16 protein-coding genes and 1 tRNA gene are annotated in these 16807 nt (G+C 66.3%); 10 read left to right on the top strand and 7 right to left on the bottom strand.

The window, feature by feature from the left end; all coding sequences use genetic code 11:
- Window positions 1-96: 96 nt before the first annotated feature.
- Entirely contained in the window at window positions 97-990 is an 894-nt protein-coding gene (locus TPR58_RS13145; RefSeq protein ID WP_346247136.1) for a lipase family protein, read from the bottom strand.
- A gap of 111 nt (window positions 991-1101) precedes the next feature.
- On the opposite strand from TPR58_RS13145, the gene TPR58_RS13140 reads away from it, so the two are divergent.
- Window positions 1102-1551 carry a hypothetical protein gene (locus TPR58_RS13140; RefSeq protein WP_346247135.1) on the top strand — a complete coding sequence of 150 codons (450 nt, stop codon included), beginning with the start codon at window positions 1102-1104 and terminating at the stop codon, window positions 1549-1551.
- On the opposite strand, the gene TPR58_RS13135 is transcribed toward TPR58_RS13140, so the two are convergent.
- Window positions 1511-2047, bottom strand: a complete 537-nt coding sequence (locus TPR58_RS13135; RefSeq protein WP_346247134.1) for a thermonuclease family protein — start codon at window positions 2045-2047, stop codon at window positions 1511-1513. The two genes, TPR58_RS13140 and TPR58_RS13135, sit on opposite strands and share 41 nt — an antisense overlap.
- Before the next feature lie 140 nt (window positions 2048-2187).
- Here TPR58_RS13135 and TPR58_RS13130 point away from each other — a divergent pair, with 140 nt between their 5' ends.
- A complete protein-coding gene (locus TPR58_RS13130; RefSeq protein ID WP_346247133.1) occupies window positions 2188-2373 on the top strand; it encodes a hypothetical protein in 186 nt (61 codons plus the stop codon).
- A 30-nt stretch (window positions 2374-2403) separates the two neighbouring features.
- On the opposite strand, the gene TPR58_RS13125 is transcribed toward TPR58_RS13130, so the two are convergent.
- The 3 genes from TPR58_RS13125 to TPR58_RS13115 all read right to left on the bottom strand — a co-directional run bounded on the left by TPR58_RS13125 (window position 2404) and on the right by TPR58_RS13115 (window position 5544).
- On the bottom strand, window positions 2404-4467 hold the full coding sequence (locus TPR58_RS13125; RefSeq protein WP_346247132.1) for a S9 family peptidase: 2064 nt from the start codon (window positions 4465-4467) through the stop codon (window positions 2404-2406).
- 40 nt (window positions 4468-4507) lie between these two features.
- Entirely contained in the window at window positions 4508-4999 is a 492-nt protein-coding gene (locus TPR58_RS13120; protein ID WP_346247131.1) for a methylated-DNA--[protein]-cysteine S-methyltransferase, read from the bottom strand.
- A gap of 83 nt (window positions 5000-5082) precedes the next feature.
- A complete protein-coding gene (locus TPR58_RS13115) occupies window positions 5083-5544 on the bottom strand; it encodes a hypothetical protein (RefSeq protein WP_346247130.1) in 462 nt (153 codons plus the stop codon).
- Window positions 5545-5705: 161 nt separating this feature from the next.
- On the opposite strand from TPR58_RS13115, the gene TPR58_RS13110 reads away from it, so the two are divergent.
- A complete protein-coding gene (locus TPR58_RS13110) occupies window positions 5706-7499 on the top strand; it encodes an aminopeptidase P family protein (RefSeq protein ID WP_346247129.1) in 1794 nt (597 codons plus the stop codon).
- On the opposite strand, the gene TPR58_RS13105 is transcribed toward TPR58_RS13110, so the two are convergent.
- On the bottom strand, window positions 7496-7645 hold the full coding sequence (locus TPR58_RS13105) for a hypothetical protein (protein WP_346247128.1): 150 nt from the start codon (window positions 7643-7645) through the stop codon (window positions 7496-7498). The two genes, TPR58_RS13110 and TPR58_RS13105, sit on opposite strands and share 4 nt — an antisense overlap.
- A gap of 89 nt (window positions 7646-7734) precedes the next feature.
- On the opposite strand from TPR58_RS13105, the gene TPR58_RS13100 reads away from it, so the two are divergent.
- The 6 genes from TPR58_RS13100 (at window position 7735) to TPR58_RS13075 (ending at window position 14603) form a co-directional block, all read left to right on the top strand.
- A tRNA-Thr gene (locus TPR58_RS13100) sits at window positions 7735-7809 on the top strand.
- A 213-nt stretch (window positions 7810-8022) separates the two neighbouring features.
- Entirely contained in the window at window positions 8023-11442 is a 3420-nt protein-coding gene (locus TPR58_RS13095) for a response regulator (protein WP_346247127.1), read from the top strand.
- Window positions 11443-11449: 7 nt separating this feature from the next.
- The gene (locus TPR58_RS13090) at window positions 11450-12274 is read left to right on the top strand and encodes a CheR family methyltransferase (protein WP_346247126.1); all 825 of its coding nucleotides are present in this window, start codon (window positions 11450-11452) and stop codon (window positions 12272-12274) included.
- A complete protein-coding gene (locus TPR58_RS13085; protein WP_346247125.1) occupies window positions 12271-12840 on the top strand; it encodes a chemotaxis protein CheB in 570 nt (189 codons plus the stop codon). Before TPR58_RS13090 ends, TPR58_RS13085 begins: the two co-directional genes overlap by 4 nt.
- Window positions 12837-14021, top strand: coding sequence for a hybrid sensor histidine kinase/response regulator (locus TPR58_RS13080; RefSeq protein WP_346247124.1), 1185 nt, complete (start codon window positions 12837-12839; stop codon window positions 14019-14021). Before TPR58_RS13085 ends, TPR58_RS13080 begins: the two co-directional genes overlap by 4 nt.
- A 204-nt stretch (window positions 14022-14225) precedes the next feature.
- Window positions 14226-14603, top strand: a complete 378-nt coding sequence (locus TPR58_RS13075; RefSeq protein ID WP_346247123.1) for a response regulator — start codon at window positions 14226-14228, stop codon at window positions 14601-14603.
- A gap of 120 nt (window positions 14604-14723) precedes the next feature.
- Here TPR58_RS13075 and TPR58_RS13070 read toward each other — a convergent pair whose 3' ends face one another.
- Window positions 14724-15785 carry an acyltransferase family protein gene (locus TPR58_RS13070; protein ID WP_346247122.1) on the bottom strand — a complete coding sequence of 354 codons (1062 nt, stop codon included), beginning with the start codon at window positions 15783-15785 and terminating at the stop codon, window positions 14724-14726.
- 181 nt (window positions 15786-15966) lie between these two features.
- On the opposite strand from TPR58_RS13070, the gene TPR58_RS13065 reads away from it, so the two are divergent.
- Entirely contained in the window at window positions 15967-16797 is an 831-nt protein-coding gene (locus TPR58_RS13065; RefSeq protein WP_346247120.1) for a hypothetical protein, read from the top strand.
- Window positions 16798-16807 lie beyond the last annotated feature (10 nt).

Raw genomic sequence — 16807 nt, 5'->3', positions numbered from 1 at the left:
GACCTTCAAATCCAACACGCGAGAACATGGTTGATCCAATCAAAATCGATGCGCGCCCTAACTCCGTCTTTATCGAAATGCAAGTGCAACGATCCGTCACTCGTTCAGTCCGTCGACCTCCCGCGCCACCAGCGCATCATAATCCGTCCCAGGCCCGATCAGGTGCGCGCCGAGGAAGTCGTGGCGCCATGCGGCGGGGTGGAAGCCGCCGGCGAACATCGCGCGCAGTTCGGCTGCCTTGCGCTCGCGCCATTCGGGTAGCGTCGCGGTCGCGGTGACGCGGCGGCCGACCGGGCGGTAGTCACCGTTCAGAAGCGCGGGCCACATCTTGCGGACGGTCGCCTTCACCGCATCCTCGCGGTCCCAGCCCATCGGCAGATAGGGGATCATGTCGAGCGCGGTCTCGTAACGGACGCAGTCGATGCGGGAGTCGCTCTCGAAGGCGTCGGCAAACGCCTCGTTGCCCGCGCGCGCCGAGCCGAAGGTCGCCACCTCGATCGGGAGATCCGGCCAGGTTCGTGCCGCGCGCCAGGCGAACAGGTTGGCGAGCGCACCGCCCTTGCTGTGGCCGGTCAGGTACAGGCGGCGCGGGCCGCCCTCGGCCAGCATCGCGTCGACGACCCGCTCGAGCCCCGGCGAGTCGGCGCTGTCATTCCACAGGCGGCAGAGCGACTGGGCAAAGCCGCGATGGACCCGGCCGGGCCAGTCGGGATGCGGCCGGCATGAGGCCGCACCGTTGTTCGCCCAGTCGAACATCACCTCGAGCGCGCTGTGCAGACTGCCGATCGGGGGCAGCGTGCCGCGAAACGCGATCGCCACGCCTTCGGCGAACCGCCCGGCCAGCGCCACGTCGATCGTCGTCCGCCAGGGCGGCACGCCCCGCTCGATCCGCAGCGGCTCGCCGAGCCATCCCGCCGGACGCGGGTCGATGATGTGCGAATAGCTGGCACCACAGGCGAGCAGCAGGTGATGTGCGATCTGACGGTCCATCCCGCCCTTTCGATCATGTCCGTGCCGCCATCGCAAGGCCGGCGCGTGACAGCCGGGTTCGACCGGAATAGGCTGCGCGGTGCGGGCGTCCTGCCTGCGGTGGGGGATGAAATGACACGGATGGGATTGGTGGCCGCGGGCAGCGCGGCGCTGCTGCTGGCCGGATGCAACAGCTTCATGGGCGAAGCCGCCGACGGTGCGATGGAAGTCACGCGAAGCGCACCGAATCGCTGGCAGATTTCGCTCAACCGCGTCGATGCCAACGATACGCTGCGGCCGGCCCTCTATCAGGCGGCGATCGTAACCAAGGCCAATGGCTTTGGCTGGTTCCAGATCCTGCAGGCCAATGACGGCGTGCTCGGCCTGGGTCGCGGGGCCAGCTGGCTGATCGCCGGCATCAGCGATCCGAACGCGCCGGTGCCGTGCACCGCGCGCAGCGGCTATGAATGGCAGTGCAAGCCACAGGCCGTGGACGAGGTGATCGCACGGGTCGGCCCCGCGCTGAACAAGACGCCCGAGATCATCGAGCAGGATCTGCGCGTCGCCGGCGCGCAGCGCTGAAGTCCGGATCGGGGGCGTCGCACCAGGGCTGGCGCCGCCCGGTCCAGCGCCGGGCCAGCCCCTCGTCGACCAGCCTTGCGCCGAGTGATTCGCCGTCGCGGATCACGATCCTGAGCTTGCGCCCGTAACGGTCTGTCGCGCGGCCCTTCACCTCCAGCGTCACCGGTCCGGCGTTGAGCAGGTCCTGGAGCCGCTTCGTCGCGGCCTCGCCCAGCCGCTTTTCCTCGGCACAGCGCGGCGGGTGGGTCTCAGGCGCGTCGATGTCGGCGATGCGGATCTTCTCGCCATGCATCCAGATCGTGTCGCCATCGACGACGCAATTGGTGCCGCCCCCGGTGTGGCAGAAGCCGAAGCGGAGCCGCTCGCCGTCATCAGCGCTGAAGATCGCCAGCGATGGACCGGGCAGGCCCGTCACCCCGCCCCAGCCGATGATCCCCAGTCCCGCCGCAAAACTGCCCAGCAGGAGCCACCCGAACTTGCGTAACGCCACTCGCATCGGCGGGGCGATAGCAGGCTGGCCAGGAAAATGGTGCTAAAGCACCATAAATTTCAAAATCGCCGATTTCACTCCTAGTCGTGTCCAATCCGGAGGGGATTGGATCCGCGGGCCTGACGGAGCGCGATAGGCTGGCCGACATGAGCCAGCCAGCCCTTCGATGCGATCATCGCTGCGTCCATTGCGGCGCGACCGACGTCACCCGCGAAGCCTGGGCGCAATGGGACAGTCGCCATCAGGCGTGGACCGTGCGCGAGGTCTTCGACTTCGCCTTTTGCCACGCCTGTCACCGCCAGACGCGGGTCGAGATCAGCCCGATCGACTGATCCCACCCTGTCCGTCGGCGACCGGCCGATTCAGCCCTCGATCCCTAGCTGCCACAGGACGAACGCCATCTCGTCGGCGGCCTCCCTAAGGCTTTCCCAGCGGCCCGACTTGCCGCCATGGCCCGCGCCCATGTTGGTCTTGAGCAGCAGCACATTGTCATCGGTCTTGGTCGCCCGCAGGCGGGCCGCCCATTTGGCGGGCTCCCAATAGGTGACGCGGGGATCGTTCAGCCCGCCCGAGATGAACATCGGCGGATAGGCCTGCGCCTTCACATTGTCATAGGGCGAATAGGAGCGGATCAGCTCGAACGCCCTGGCATCCTCGATCGGATTGCCCCATTCGGGCCATTCGCCCGGCGTCAGCGGCAGGCTGTCGTCGAGCATGGTGTTGAGCACGTCGACGAACGGCACGTCGGCGACCACCGCGCCCCACAATTCCGGGTCCGAATTGACGACCGCGCCCATCAGTTCGCCGCCTGCCGATCCGCCGGCGATGGCGATCCCGCCTTCGTGGGTGAAGCCGTGGCCGATCAGCCCGCGCGCGACATCGACGAAGTCGGTGAAGGTGTTGGTCCGCTTCTCCAGCTTGCCGTCATGATACCATTGCTGGCCAAGATCGTCGCCGCCGCGGATATGGGCGATGGCGAACGCCATGCCGCGATCGAGATAGGACATGCGGCTGGTCGAGAAACCGGGCGGGATGGCGATACCATAGGCGCCATAGGCATAGAGATAGAGCTTGCCCGTGCCGTCGCGCGGAAAGTCGCGGGGATAGACGATCGAGACAGGAATCTCGGTGCCGTCGCGTGCGGCGATCTTCAGCCGCTCGGTGCGATATTTGTCGGGGTCGTAGCCGCTGGGGATGGGCTGGACCTTCAGCACCTCCAGCGCGCCGGTCGCGACCTCATAGTCATAGACGGTGCCCGGCGTGACCATCGACTGATAGCCGATGCGCAGCTTCGCCATGTCGTACTCGGGATTGTCGCCCAGTCCGGCGACATAGCTCGCCTCCGGGAAGGCGATCCGCGTCGGCGCGGCGTCGGGCGCATAGTCGTGCAGGTCGATCTGATCGAGCCCGTCCTCGCGCCCCTCGACGATGAAATAATTCGCGAAGCAGGCGACGCCGGTCATGTAGAAATGCTCGGACGGGGCGATCCGCTCGGTCCATTCGCCCGGCGCGGTGATCGGCGCGGTCACCAGCCGCCAGTTGGTGTGAGTGTCGTTGGTGTGGATGAACAGCGTGCCGTCATGCTCGTCGACATCATATTCGCGGCCCGTCTGGCGCGGCGCGACGCACAGCAGCGGCGCGGACGGATCGTTCGCCGGCAGCAGATAGATCTCGCTGGTGACATGGTCGCCGGTCGAAACGATCAGCCATTTGCGCGATTGGGTCTCGCCCACCCCGACGCGGAAGCCCTCGTCCGCCTCGTGGAACAGCTCGACATCCTGCTCGACCGGCTGGCCCAAGCGGTGCCAGCGCACCCGGTCGGTCCGCCAGTTGTCGTTGACCAGCGCATAGAGGAAGCCGCCCGAATCCTCGGTCCAGATCAGCTCGGACAACGTGCCGGGGATGACGTCGGGCAGATGCTCGCCGCTCTCGATATCCTTGACGCGTGTCTCGAACCGCTCCGACCCATTGTCGTCGATCGCATAGGCAAGCGTGCGACCATCGGGGCTGACGCTCAGGGCACCGAGGCGGAAATAGTCCTTGCCCTTCGCCAGCGCCGGCTCGTCGAGGATCAGCTGATCCGCACCGCCGCCCACTGGCTTTCGCCACCAGCGGCGATATTCGCCGCCCACCTCGTGGTCGCTCCAGTAGAGCCAGTCGCCGTCCTTCTGCGGCACGGTCGCCTCGTCTTCCTTGATGCGCGCGCGCATCTCGTCGAACAGGGTGTCGGACAGTGCCTTGTGCGGCTTCATCACCGCTTCGAAATAGGCATTCTCGGCCTCCAGATAGGCCAGCACGTCCTTGTCGGTGACCTCCGGATAACCCGGATCGCGCAGCCAGGCCCAGGGATCCTCGATGGTGACGCCGTGACGGGTATAGCTGTACGGGCGGGTCGCCGCGACCGGCGGCTTGGGGAGGTCGTTCATCGCACCGACCTAGCGACGCGATGCGGGTCCTGTCGAGCGTTCAGACCAGCGTCGACATCCCCTCGTGCCTCAGCAGGAACGCCTTGGCCTCGAGCCCGCCGGCGAAACCGGTCAGCGATCCGCCGGTGCCGATCACCCGGTGGCATGGCGCGACGATCGAGATCGGGTTGCGGCCGTTCGCCGCGCCGACCGCACGCGACGCGCCCGGCCGGCCGATCTGGCGGGCGATCTCGCCATAGCTGCGCGTCTGTCCGAACGGGATCGTCAGCAATGCCGCCCAGACCTGTTTCTGGAAGTCGGTTCCGCGGAAATCGAGCGGCAGGTCGAAGGCGGTGCGACTGCCTACGAAATAGCCGCCCAGCTGGCGCCCCGCTTCCGCAAGAACCGGATGCTCGGGCGCGTCGTCCATGGCACCCAGCCGCACCCGCCCTTCGCGGTCGTTTTCCCACAGAATCGCGACCAGTCCGGCGTCACTGGCCACCAGCTTCAGCGCACCCACCGGCGAGGGGATCGTCGTGAACAACAGGGTCATCGTCCAGCTCCTTCGAACGATGCGATAGCGGGTCGGCCACGCCGCCGCGTCCCGTCGCTTGCGCCCAAAGCGCTGCCCGCCACTTATCGCGCCGACTGGCCCGCCACGCCGGCCGGCCCGGCATGACGTACCAGCCGTTGCCAGGTCCGCTCGGAAATCTCCAGCGTGCCACGATCGGCAGTGCCGAAATGCAGGCGCACATATCGCCCGAATACGAAGCGGCCGGTGACGGGCTCGACCCGGATCTCGCGCCACGGCACGAGGAACGGCCGGCAGAAGGGACCGAACAGGCGCAGGATGCGCAGCCGCAGTCCCGTCCGGGTGGCGGCCAGGCCGAGAACGCCGCTCATCTGGAGCATTGCGTTCAGCACGCCCGACTGGAAATGCAGGGACAGCAGGGCCGGATCGTCGCGATCGGGGTAGAGATCCTGCAGCTCCTCCCAGCCCGATTTCCAGGCGAGCAGCTTGGTGACGCCCAGCCACATGCAGACGAAAAAGACGGGAAACACATAGGGAAACCAATCCATCAGCTGTGTGGCGTCCATCGTTCCCTCCATCGCGTTCGGCCTGTTCTATAGCGCGCAAATCTGCCAGAGAAACGGGATGCGCAGGTCCCGTCCCGTTCCGCCGCCGCGTTCGCATCGGCTGGGACGATGGGGTGTTCGGGACCGTCCGCTTATGGTCCACTGAGCCTGCAGGTTTTGACATGTCTTCCTATGCCGACCGCCTTTCCGCCCTTCGCGAACAGCTGAAGCACGACCGTCTCGACGGCTTCGTCGTGCCGCTGACCGACGAGCATATGTCCGAATATGTCGGCGCCTATGCCCAGCGGCTGGGCTGGCTTACCGGATTCCAGGGATCGGCGGGCACCGCGGCGGTGCTGCCGCAGGAAGCGGCGATCTTCACCGATGGCCGCTATACGCTGCAAGTGCGCCAGCAGGTGTCGGGCGATCACTGGGCCTATGTCGCGGTGCCCGCGACCAGCGTCGCCGGCTGGCTGGGCGAGCATGTCTCCGATGGCGGGCGCATCGGCTACGATCCGTGGCTGCACACCCGCGCCTGGGTCGAGGAAGCGCGCAAGGCGCTGGCCGAGAACGGCGCGGAACTGGTCGCGGTCGAGCGCAACCCGATCGACGCGGTATGGGCCGACCGCCCCGCTCCATCACCCGACACGCTGGCGGTGCAGAGCGACGCGCATAGCGGCAAGTCCTCGGCGGCCAAGCGCGCGGAGATCGCCGACTGGCTGAACGAGCGCAAGGCGGATGCGGTGGTGCTCTCGGCGCTCGATTCGATCGCATGGGCGTTCAACATCCGCGGCACCGACGTCAGTCACACACCGGTCGCGCTGGCCTATGCCATCGTCAATTCGGACGGGACCGCCGACCTGTTCGTCGCGGGCGAGAAGATGACCGACGCGGTCGCCCAGCATCTGGGCAACGCAATCCGCGTGCACGAGCGCAGCGCCTTCGCCCCGGCGCTGGAGGCGCTGAAGGGCAAGCGCGTCGCCGCCGATCCCGAGCGTGCGGTCGCCGCGATCTTCGATTCGCTTGACGCGGGCGGGGCGAAGATCCTTCAGCTGCGCGATCCGGTGGTGCTGGCCAAAGCTTTGAAGAACCCGGTCGAGATCGCCGGCCACCGCGCCGCCCAGGCGCGCGACGGCGCCGCGCTGAGCCGCTTCCTGCGCTGGTTCGAGGCGACCGCGCCGCAGGGCGGGCTGACCGAATTGTCGTGCGAGGAGAGGCTCGAGGCGTTTCGCCGCGAGACCGGCGTGCTCAAGGATTTGAGCTTCTCGACCATCTCCGCCACCGGTCCGCATGGCGCGATCCCGCACTACAAGGCGACCGAGGAAAGCAACCTGCCGGTCGAGCGGGGCCAGCTCTACCTGGTCGATTCGGGCGGCCAATATGCCGACGGCACGACCGACGTGACCCGGGTGATGCCGGTCGGCGAGCCGACCCGGGAAATGCGCGACCGCTTCACCCGGGTGCTGAAGGGGCATATCGCGATCGCCACCGCGACCTTCCCGGCCGGCACCACCGGGGCGCAGCTCGACGGTTTCGCCCGGCGCCCGCTATGGGAAGTCGGCCTCGATTATGCGCATGGCACCGGCCACGGCGTCGGATCCTATCTGTCGGTGCATGAGGGGCCCCAGCGAATCGCCCAGCCCTTCTATCCCGGCGGCCAGGCGCTGGAGCCGCTGCGTGTCGGCATGTTCCTGTCTAATGAGCCCGGATACTACAAGGCAGGCGATTTCGGCATCCGCATCGAGAATCTGGTGCTGGTGATCGAAAAGGATATTCCGGGCGCCGAGCAGACGATGCTGGGCTTCGAAACGCTGACCTTCGCGCCGATCGAGCGCACGCTGATCGAGTCGAGCCTGCTCAGCGCCGAGGAACGGACGTGGCTCAACGCCTATCACGCGCAGGTTCTGGCGATTCTCTCCCCCCAGCTGGAGGGCGAGGACCTGGCCTGGCTCGAGGCGAAGTGCGCGGAAATCTAGTCGGGCTTCGGCGCCTCGTCCTCGGGCGAGGCGCCGGCCTCCGGCGAATCGCCGGTCGCGCGGACCTCGCGCGCCTGGGCCTTTCGCCGACGAAGATTGGCGCGCAGCGCCTCTGCCAGACGCGCCTGTTTTTCCGAATTGCTCATGCTGATTGCGATAAACCGCGAAACATCTGGTTGACAATCGGGGGGTCCCCTGCACATAGGCCCCTCCCCGCAGGTTCCGACCCGCGAGTGCTGCCGTAGCTCAGTGGTAGAGCGCATCCTTGGTAAGGCTGAGGTCGTGAGTTCAATCCTCACCGGCAGCACCATTTCTTCCGACAGATAGACGACCTGGACTTCCCCCCAGGGGGACGCGAGGCTCGTCTCCTGAAGCGAGCGAACGCGGCGCCGCACTGAATCGGGCAGCGCCCCGCCCGCCGACATGCGGCCGAATGGCCATTTGATCGGGCAACCACCTTGAACTTGCGGCAAAAGCGCCGATAGGCATGCCGCAGTCGATCGTTTCAAAATCCGGAGACTGCATGACCGCCGCATCCCGCGCGCCCAAGTCCAAGCTCGACCTGCGGGTGGGGATCGGTCTGTTCGTCGTGATCCTGTTTTTCCTGGGCAGCGGCACGCTGGCCTATCGCAACATCAGCATGTTGCGGGCGGACACTGCTCGGATCCAGCATACGCACGAAGTGATCATCGCGCTCGAGCGGTTGATGTCGACGATGCAGGATGCCGAAACCGGACAGCGCGGGTTCCTGCTGACCGGCGACGAGCGCTATCTGGCGCCGTACGAGGAAGCGGTGTCGTCGATCGAGCCGAGGCTGGACGCGATCGCCGCCCTGACCCGCGACAATCCGAGCCAGATCGCCCGGCTGACGTCGCTGCGGCGCCATGCCCAGGCCAAGCTGGCCGAGCTGGGCGAGACGATCAGCACCCGTCGCTCAGATGGCGAGGCCGCGTCGCGGGCGATCGTCAACACCGATCGCGGCAAGGTCGAGATGGACGGCATCCGCGACCAGCTCGGGCAGATGCAGCAGGAGGAGACCCGGCTGCGCCAGGAGCGCATCACCGAAATGGACCTGGCCTACACGACCGCCTGGGTGAGCAGCATCATGACCGGCCTGCTGGGCGTCCTGATCACGCTGATCGTCGGGCTGCTCGTGCGGCGGGCGGCGACGGCGCGCAACCGCCAGCAATGGCTCCAGACCGGCCAGGCGGACCTGTCGTCCGCGATGCTGGGCGACCAGCGGAGCGGCGCGCTGGGCGACAATGTCCTGGCGTTCCTGTCGGACTTCCTGGGCGCCCAGGGCGGTGCGGTCTTCTCGCGCGACGGCGCGTCGTTCGAGCGGATCGCCACATCGGGCGTGCCGGCCGACGCCGCGATCATCGATCGCTTCGCGATCAATGACGGGCTGCTGGGCCGCGTCGTGGCAGACAACCGCCAGAGCCTGATCAGCGACGTGCCACAGGGCTATCTGACGATCGGATCCGCGCTCGGCCAAGGACGGCCGCGCCACCTCACGATCTCGCCCGCCACCGCCGATGGCGACGTGCAGGGCGTCATCGAACTCGGTTTCCTCCAGCCGGTCAGCCCGCTCACGCTGCAATTCCTCGAGGAAGCCTCGTCCGCGATCGGCGTCGCGCTGCGCTCGGCCCGCTTCCGCACCGAACTGCAGAATCTGCTCGAAGAGACGCAGCGCCAGTCGGAGGAGCTGCAGGTCCAGAGCGAGGAACTGCGCGTCTCGAACGAGGAGCTGGAGGAACAGAGCCGCGCGCTGAAGGAATCGCAGGCCAGGCTGGAGCAGCAGCAGGTCGAGCTGGAGCAGACCAATGCCCAGCTGGAAGAACAGGCCCAGCTGCTCGAGGCGCAGCGCGACGACCTGGAACGCGCCAATGTCGAGGTCGAGCAGAAGGCGCGCGAGGTCGAGCAGGCGAGCCGCTACAAGAGCGACTTCCTCGCCAACATGTCGCACGAACTCCGCACGCCGCTGAACTCGCTGCTGATCCTGTCGAAGCTGCTGGGCGACAACCCGAACGGCAATCTGAGCGACGACCAGGTGAAATATGCCCGGACGATCCATTCGTCGGGCAACGACCTGCTGGCGCTGATCAACGACATTCTCGACCTGTCGAAGATCGAGGCCGGCCATATCCAGATCCAGCCCGAGACAGTGTCGCTGGACCGGGTGGTCGGCGACATGCGCCAGCTGTTCCAGCCGGTGGCCAACGAACGCGAGCTGACGTTCGAGATCGCGCTGGATCAGGGCGGCCCTGGCACGATCGACACCGATCGCCAGCGGCTCGACCAGATCCTGAAGAACCTGCTGTCCAATGCGTTCAAGTTCACCGAGGCTGGCCAGGTGACGCTGGAGATCCGGCGCGACGGCCGGGATCATCTGGCCCTCACCGTCGCCGATACCGGCATCGGCATTTCGGAGGAGCAGCAGCGCAGCATCTTCGAGGCGTTCCGCCAAGCCGACGGCACGATCAGCCGCAAATATGGCGGCACCGGCCTGGGCCTGTCGATCTCGCGCGAGCTTGCCCGGTTGCTGGGCGGCGCGATCTCACTGGAAAGCACGCCCGGCAAGGGCAGCCGGTTCACGCTGACCATTCCGCTCGCGATCGACGGGCCCGACCTGCCCGAAACGAAGCCGGGCGCCCCCGCATCGCATCTGCCGGCCCCTGCGCGCGAGGTTCCGGCGCCACCGAAGCTGCAGTTGCGCCGCCGGGTGGATGACGATCGCGACATATTGGACAGCGCGGAGCGGATCCTGCTGGTGGTCGAGGACGACGCCAGCTTCGCCGGCATCGTGCGCGATCTGGCGCACGAGATGGGCTTCAAATGCCTGGTCGCCGGCACTGCCGAGGAAGCGCTGTCGCTCGCCCGGCAATATCAGCCGAGCGCGGTCGTGCTCGACATCGGACTGCCCGACCAGTCGGGGCTGGCGGTACTCGACCGGCTGAAGACCGACGTGGCCACCCGCCACATCCCCGTCCATGTCGTCTCGGCCAGCGACCATGCCCAGACCGCGCTGTCGCTCGGCGCGATCGGCTATCTGGTGAAGCCGGTGAAGCGCGACGACCTGGCCGATGTGCTCGGCGCGCTGGCAGCCAAGATGGACCGCAAGGTGCGCCGCGTGCTGATCGTGGAGGATGACGAGGTCCAGCTCGACGCCGTGGCGCAGCTGCTGGGGTCGGCCGATGTCGAGACGGTTGGCGCACGCACCGCGGCGGAATGCATCGAGAAGCTCGAATCGGACGTGTTCGATTGCATGGTGCTCGACCTCAGCCTGCCCGATGCCTCGGGCTTCTCGCTGCTCGAACAGCTGCGTGAGGAAGGCGGGCACAGCTTCCCGCCGGTGATCGTCTATACCGGCCACGACCTGTCCCCCGACGACGAGCAGCGGCTGCGCCGCTATTCGGACTCGATCATCATCAAGGGCGCGCGCTCGCCCGAGCGGCTGCTCGACGAGGTGTCGCTGTTCCTCCACCGCGTCGTGACCGAAATGCCGCCCGAGCAGCAGAAGATGATCCAGCAGGCGCGCAACCGCGATGCCATCCTGGAGGGTCGCCGCATCCTCATCGTCGAGGACGATGTCCGCAACATCTACTCGCTGACCAACATCCTCGAGCCGCGCGGCGCGACGATCGAGATCGCCCGCAACGGGCGCGAGGCGATCGATGTGCTCGACCGCTCGACGCAGGACGGCGGCGCATCGATCGACCTGGTGCTGATGGACGTGATGATGCCGATCATGGACGGCCTCACCGCCACCCGCCACATCCGCGAGGATGCGCGCTGGAAGAAGCTGCCGATCATCACCCTGACCGCCAAGGCGATGCCCGACGACCAGCAGCGCTGCATCGAGGCGGGCGCCAGCGACTATATGGCCAAGCCGATCGACGTCGACCGGTTGCTGTCGCTCGTCCGGGTGTGGATGCCGCGGTGATCCAGGCATGAGCGACAGCGTCGACGATATCGAGATCCGCCTGCTGCTGGAGGCGCTGTACCAGCGCTATCATTACGACTTTCGCAGCTATGCGCAGGCATCGATCCGGCGACGCCTGCGCCAGGCGCGCCAGCAGCTCGGCTTCGCGACCTTCTCGGCGATGCAGGAACGGCTGCTGCACGACGAGAGCTTCCTGCAGACGATGCTGGGCTATCTCACGGTGCAGGTGAGCGAATTCTTCCGCGACCCCGGCTATTTCCGTGCGATCCGCGAGCAGGTGATCCCGCGGCTGCGCACCTATCCCTCGCTCAAGATCTGGATTGCGGGGTGCAGCACCGGCGAGGAACTCTATTCCTTCGTCATCCTGTTCCGCGAAGAGGGGCTGGAGGATCGCACGATCTTCTACGCGACCGACATCAACCAGGATGCGCTTGATGCCGCGGCGCGCGGCATCTATGCGCTCGACCGGATCAGGGGTTTCACCGAGAATCACCGGCAGTCGGGCGGCAAGTCGTCGCTATCGGACTATTACACCACCGCCTATGGCGGCGCCGTGTTCGACAAGAGCCTGCGCGAGCGGGTCGTGTTCTCCGATCACAGCCTGGTCACCGACGCGGTGTTCGCCGAGATGCAGCTGATCTCCTGCCGCAACGTCATGATCTATTTCGACCGCGATCTTCAGGACCGCGCAATCGGCCTGTTCCGCGATTCGCTGGCGCACGGCGGGCTGCTCGGGCTGGGGTCGAAGGAAAGCCTGCGCTTCTCGCGCCACTCGGCCGCCTTTGCCGATTTCGTGCGGACCGAGAAACTCTACCAGAAGGTGGACGCATGACGGCGCCGCGTGCGGTGGTCATCGGCGCGTCGGCCGGCGCGGTCCAGGCGCTGTCCGAACTGCTGCCGGCACTGCCCGCCGACTATCGGCTGCCGGTGCTGGTCGTGGTCCATGTGCCGGCGGATCGCAGCAATTTTCTGGCGCCGCTGTTCCAGCATAAATGCCGGATCGCGGTGCGCGAGGCGGAGGACAAGGAACCGATCGCCCCGGCTACCGTCTATTTCGCGCCCGCCGACTATCACCTGATGGTCGAGGACGACGCGACGCTGTCGCTGTCGAACGACCTGCCGGTGCATTATTCGCGGCCATCGATCGACGTGCTGTTCGAAAGCGCCGCCGACGCCTATGGACCGGAGGTGATCGGCATCATCCTGACCGGCGCCAACGCCGATGGCGCCCAGGGGTTGCGGGCAATCATCGACGCTGGCGGCGTAGGGATCGTAGAAGCGCCGGACGGCGCCTATGCCGACGCGATGCCGCGCGCCGCAATCAACCTATGTCCATCCGCTTCGGTCCTGCCGCTGGAGGCGATCGCATCCCATCTGGTGAAAGCAGGCGAGTCGTGAATCGAGAGCTGAGCCCCGTCCACTTCCTCCTGGTCGACGACCTAGCGGAAAACCTGCTTTCGCTGGAGGCACTGCTGGCGCGCGACGGCATCGTGCTGCTCAAGGCGCGCTCGGGGGACGATGCGCTCGAGCTGTTGCTGCGGCACGATGTCGCGCTCGCGCTGCTCGACGTGCAGATGCCCGAGATGAACGGGTTCGAGCTTGCCGAATTCATGCGCGGCAACGAACGCACGCGTCATATTCCGATCATCTTCGTCACCGCCGGCACCGCCGACAATCAGCGGCGCTTCCGCGGCTATGAGGCGGGCGCTGTCGATTTCATCCAGAAGCCGATCGAGCCGGACATCCTTCGCAGCAAGGCGGAGGTTTTCTTCGACCTGTATCGCCAGCGCCAGCTGCTGGCCGCACATCGCGACGAGCTGGAGGCGGCGGCGCAGTCGCTGCGGGAGGCCGATCGACGCAAGGACGAGTTTCTCGCGGTACTGGGCCACGAGCTGCGCAACCCGGTTTCCGCGCTGTTCGCAGGCTTCCACCTGATGCGCAAGAAGCGCGACGACCCCGCGCGGACCGAAATCATCCATGAACAGATGGGTCGCCAGCTGACGCACCTGTCACGACTGATCGAGGATCTGCTCGACCTGTCGCGGATCAGCGAGGGCAAGATTTCGCTGCGCACCGAGCGCATCGAGCTCGACACGATCCTGCGCTCGGCGATCGAGGCCAGCCAGCCCAATCTCGACGCCGCCGGCCATGATTTTACCGTCCGCCTCCCGGACGAACCGATCTGGCTGGAGGCGGATCACACCCGGATCGCGCAGGTCGTATCCAACCTGCTCAACAATGCCGCTAAATATACGCCTGCAGGCGGCAAGGTGGCTCTGGCCGCGGTCCCGCGTGACGCTCAGGTCGACATCGTCGTGGAAGATAATGGCGTCGGCATCCCGCCGACGATGCAGTCGCGCATCTTCCAGATCTTCACCCAGGTCGAGGGTCATCGCGATTTCGCGGCCGGCGGCATGGGTGTGGGACTGGCGCTGGTGAACCAGCTGGTCGCACTCCACGGCGGATCGATCGCGGTGGCGAGCGAGGGCGACGGCAAGGGAAGCGTCTTCACCGTGACGCTGCCGCTGGCGCAAAGCGCCCAGCCGGCGGACGCGACGGTTGGAGACGCGCGGGCCTGACGGTGCCGGTTTCATCGACTCGCGCTTGATGCGGTTTCGGTACGGTTGTGGAACAGATCGGCCGATCGTGCATTTCAGGACCGGCGCGGAACTACCGGATGCATTATCTGGTTATTGACGATCCGGGCCACCCGCTCGCCTCCTCAACCCGACCCCCAAAGCCGGAAGTTCATCAATTTGGCTCATCCCCCCTTCCAGGCTCCGGTGGTTCTCGTCGTAGAGGACGAACCGCTTCAGCGAATGCTCGCGGTCGATCTGGTCGAGGATGCCGGGTTTGTCGCGATCGAGGCGGAAAATGCCGATATCGCGATCCTGACGCTCGGGCACCGTTCGGACATCCAGGCGGTCTTCACCGATATCGACATGCCCGGCAGCATCGACGGGCTGAAGCTGGCCGCCTGCGTGCGCGACCGCTGGCCGCCGATCGAGATCATCGTGACTTCGGGCAAGGCAGCACGCGCGCCGGCCGAACTGCCCGAAGGCAGCGTGTTTCTCCCCAAGCCCTATGACCCGGGCAACCTCACCCGCCTGCTGCGCGAGATGGTTCTGCACGCCGAGGCGAAGGACGAGACCACGCGATAGACCGGAGCGTGATGCCGGCAGCGCGGGGGACCCGGGCAGGCTGACCTTGGAGTTCAATCCCGGTCGGCAAACGCCTCTGCCTCCGGCAGATCATCGCGTCGCATCAACCCGGAGGGCCGCTCACCCGGACGGTCGGTCCGCCTCCGTCGCCGGCGCGTTTGACCGCCGCCCCCGGATCCATCCCCTGGCGAGCCCGGCAATGGGCAGTTCGAACGCATGATAGGACAGGAATGCGGCGACGATGGATGCGATCGCCATCGTGATTGCCGCTCCCGCGACGGCCGTACCGGGCGCAAGCAGGGGCAGCAGCAGGGTCACGACGAGCGGGTGCGTCAGGTAGAGGCTGTAGCTGGCATCGCCGAGCCGCCGCAGCGGTCCGAGCACGGCCATACGAAACAGGGGCTCCGCAATCACCGCTCCGGCGACGATCGCGATCGCGAATGGGCCGAAGAACAGCACGCGTGACAGCCCGGTCCCGATCGTCGCAAGGCCGGCGAAGGCGACCGCGATCAGGATCGCGCCGCTCCAGGCCGGCAAGCGCGACGCCGCAGAGGCGGCATAGGCAAGTGCCATGCCCGCCACGAATTCCAGGGGATGCGGGCTGGTCAGTCGAAACAACAGGGCGTCGTCCGCCGGCACCAGCGGGCGGAACATGCAGATGAACGCGAAAATCGCGCCCAGCACCAGGATGCGCCGCGCGACGCTCAGCCACAGCACCGCGGCGAACATCACATAGAAATAGACTTCGTAGTTGAGCGACCATCCGGGCACCAGCAGAGGGGTCGGCTCGCCGGTCCGCGGGTTGGTGTAGAAGACGAAGAACAGCGACTTGAGCAGTTCCTCCAGAGACGGCGCGCCCTGCCGCTGAAGCACGAGCAAGGCCGCGTACAACAGTGTCGCGACCCAGTAGAGCGGCACGATCCGGGCCATTCTCGCCCTGAGAAACCGGCCTGGGCCGACCGGGCGCCGCCGGGTCGCAACGACCATCACGAAGCCGCTGACCACGAAGAAGATGTCGACGCCGGCGGTCAGCCAATGCGGCCGCACGGGACCGTCGTGCAGCACCGATAGCGTGGTTCCCACGTGATAGACGAGCACCATGAGCGCCGCGAGCGCCCGGAGACACTGGATCGACTGATACTCATCGTGTCCGGCAGGACCTGCGGACGGACGCTCCAACATCTCGGCCCTGCCCTCTTCCCCGCGCATCGCCCACCAGTATCGGCGCACCGTTCCCAATGAAACAGCCAATCAAGCGTGATGCACCGCTCGCGAGGTTGGCAAAATGGGACCGCTCGGCTACCTCTCCGGGGTGCCGCCTGCTGTTCCTGGTGGGGATGCGCCATTTCAGGGACAGAGCTCGATGATCGCGCCACGCTATCGAAGACTTGCCGGCATCGGTTGCGCAGCGACCCTCGTGCTGATCCTGCTTGTGCTCGCGATACCGTTTCTGTTCAGGCTCTCGGGCCAGGGCGACCGCATCTCGGTCGCGGCAAGGACGACCTACACGTCCGGCCAGTATCTTGCCCATGTCCAGCCCTGGGCAGTCACCGACATGCCGGTCCTGCGGGCCTGGTCGAACGTCTCCGAGACGATGTGGATCGACCCGGCGAGATTCCCGGGCAATGTCAGGTTCAACTGGGCCTGGCCGCCCTTTTCGCCAAGAAACGGCGTCGGCGTATGGGGCTATCATCACGTGGCCTTCGGCAATGCCGACGGCGGAGAACCCGAGGCGCCGGTGCAGCCGCGTCAGGTGAACGCCATGACCGCTCTCAGCACCCGATTTGCCTGGACGGGAGACTTCAGGTTCGGTGAATCGACGGTCCTCACCGAATTCTATCTCCGCTCAAATCCGAAGGACAATGAGTCCAAGCTGATCGAGATCGGCTGGCTGCTCCACATGTCGGAGGCCACGAAGCGATTCCTGGACGACGGGCAGGCCTATGGCACCTACACGGATCCCCAGGGGCGCCAATGGCGGGTCGTCATTTTCGACACCTATCTGACCTTTTCGGCAGCCAATGGCGACGATGTCCGCAAGGGCGAGATCGACATGCTGCATGCCCTCCACTGGTTGCGCGGCAAGGGCAAGATTACCGGCAAGGAATGGCTGACCGGACTGGCCATTGGTGCCGAGCCGATCAAGGGCTTCGGCAATCTCGAACTCGAGCAGTGGAAAGTCGACTTCCGCTGACGGCATGATA

The organism is Sphingomonas rustica, from assembly GCF_039652585.1.
GTDB lineage: Bacteria > Pseudomonadota > Alphaproteobacteria > Sphingomonadales > Sphingomonadaceae > Sphingomonas > Sphingomonas rustica.
This window is presented reverse-complemented; position numbering and strand designations above follow the sequence as displayed.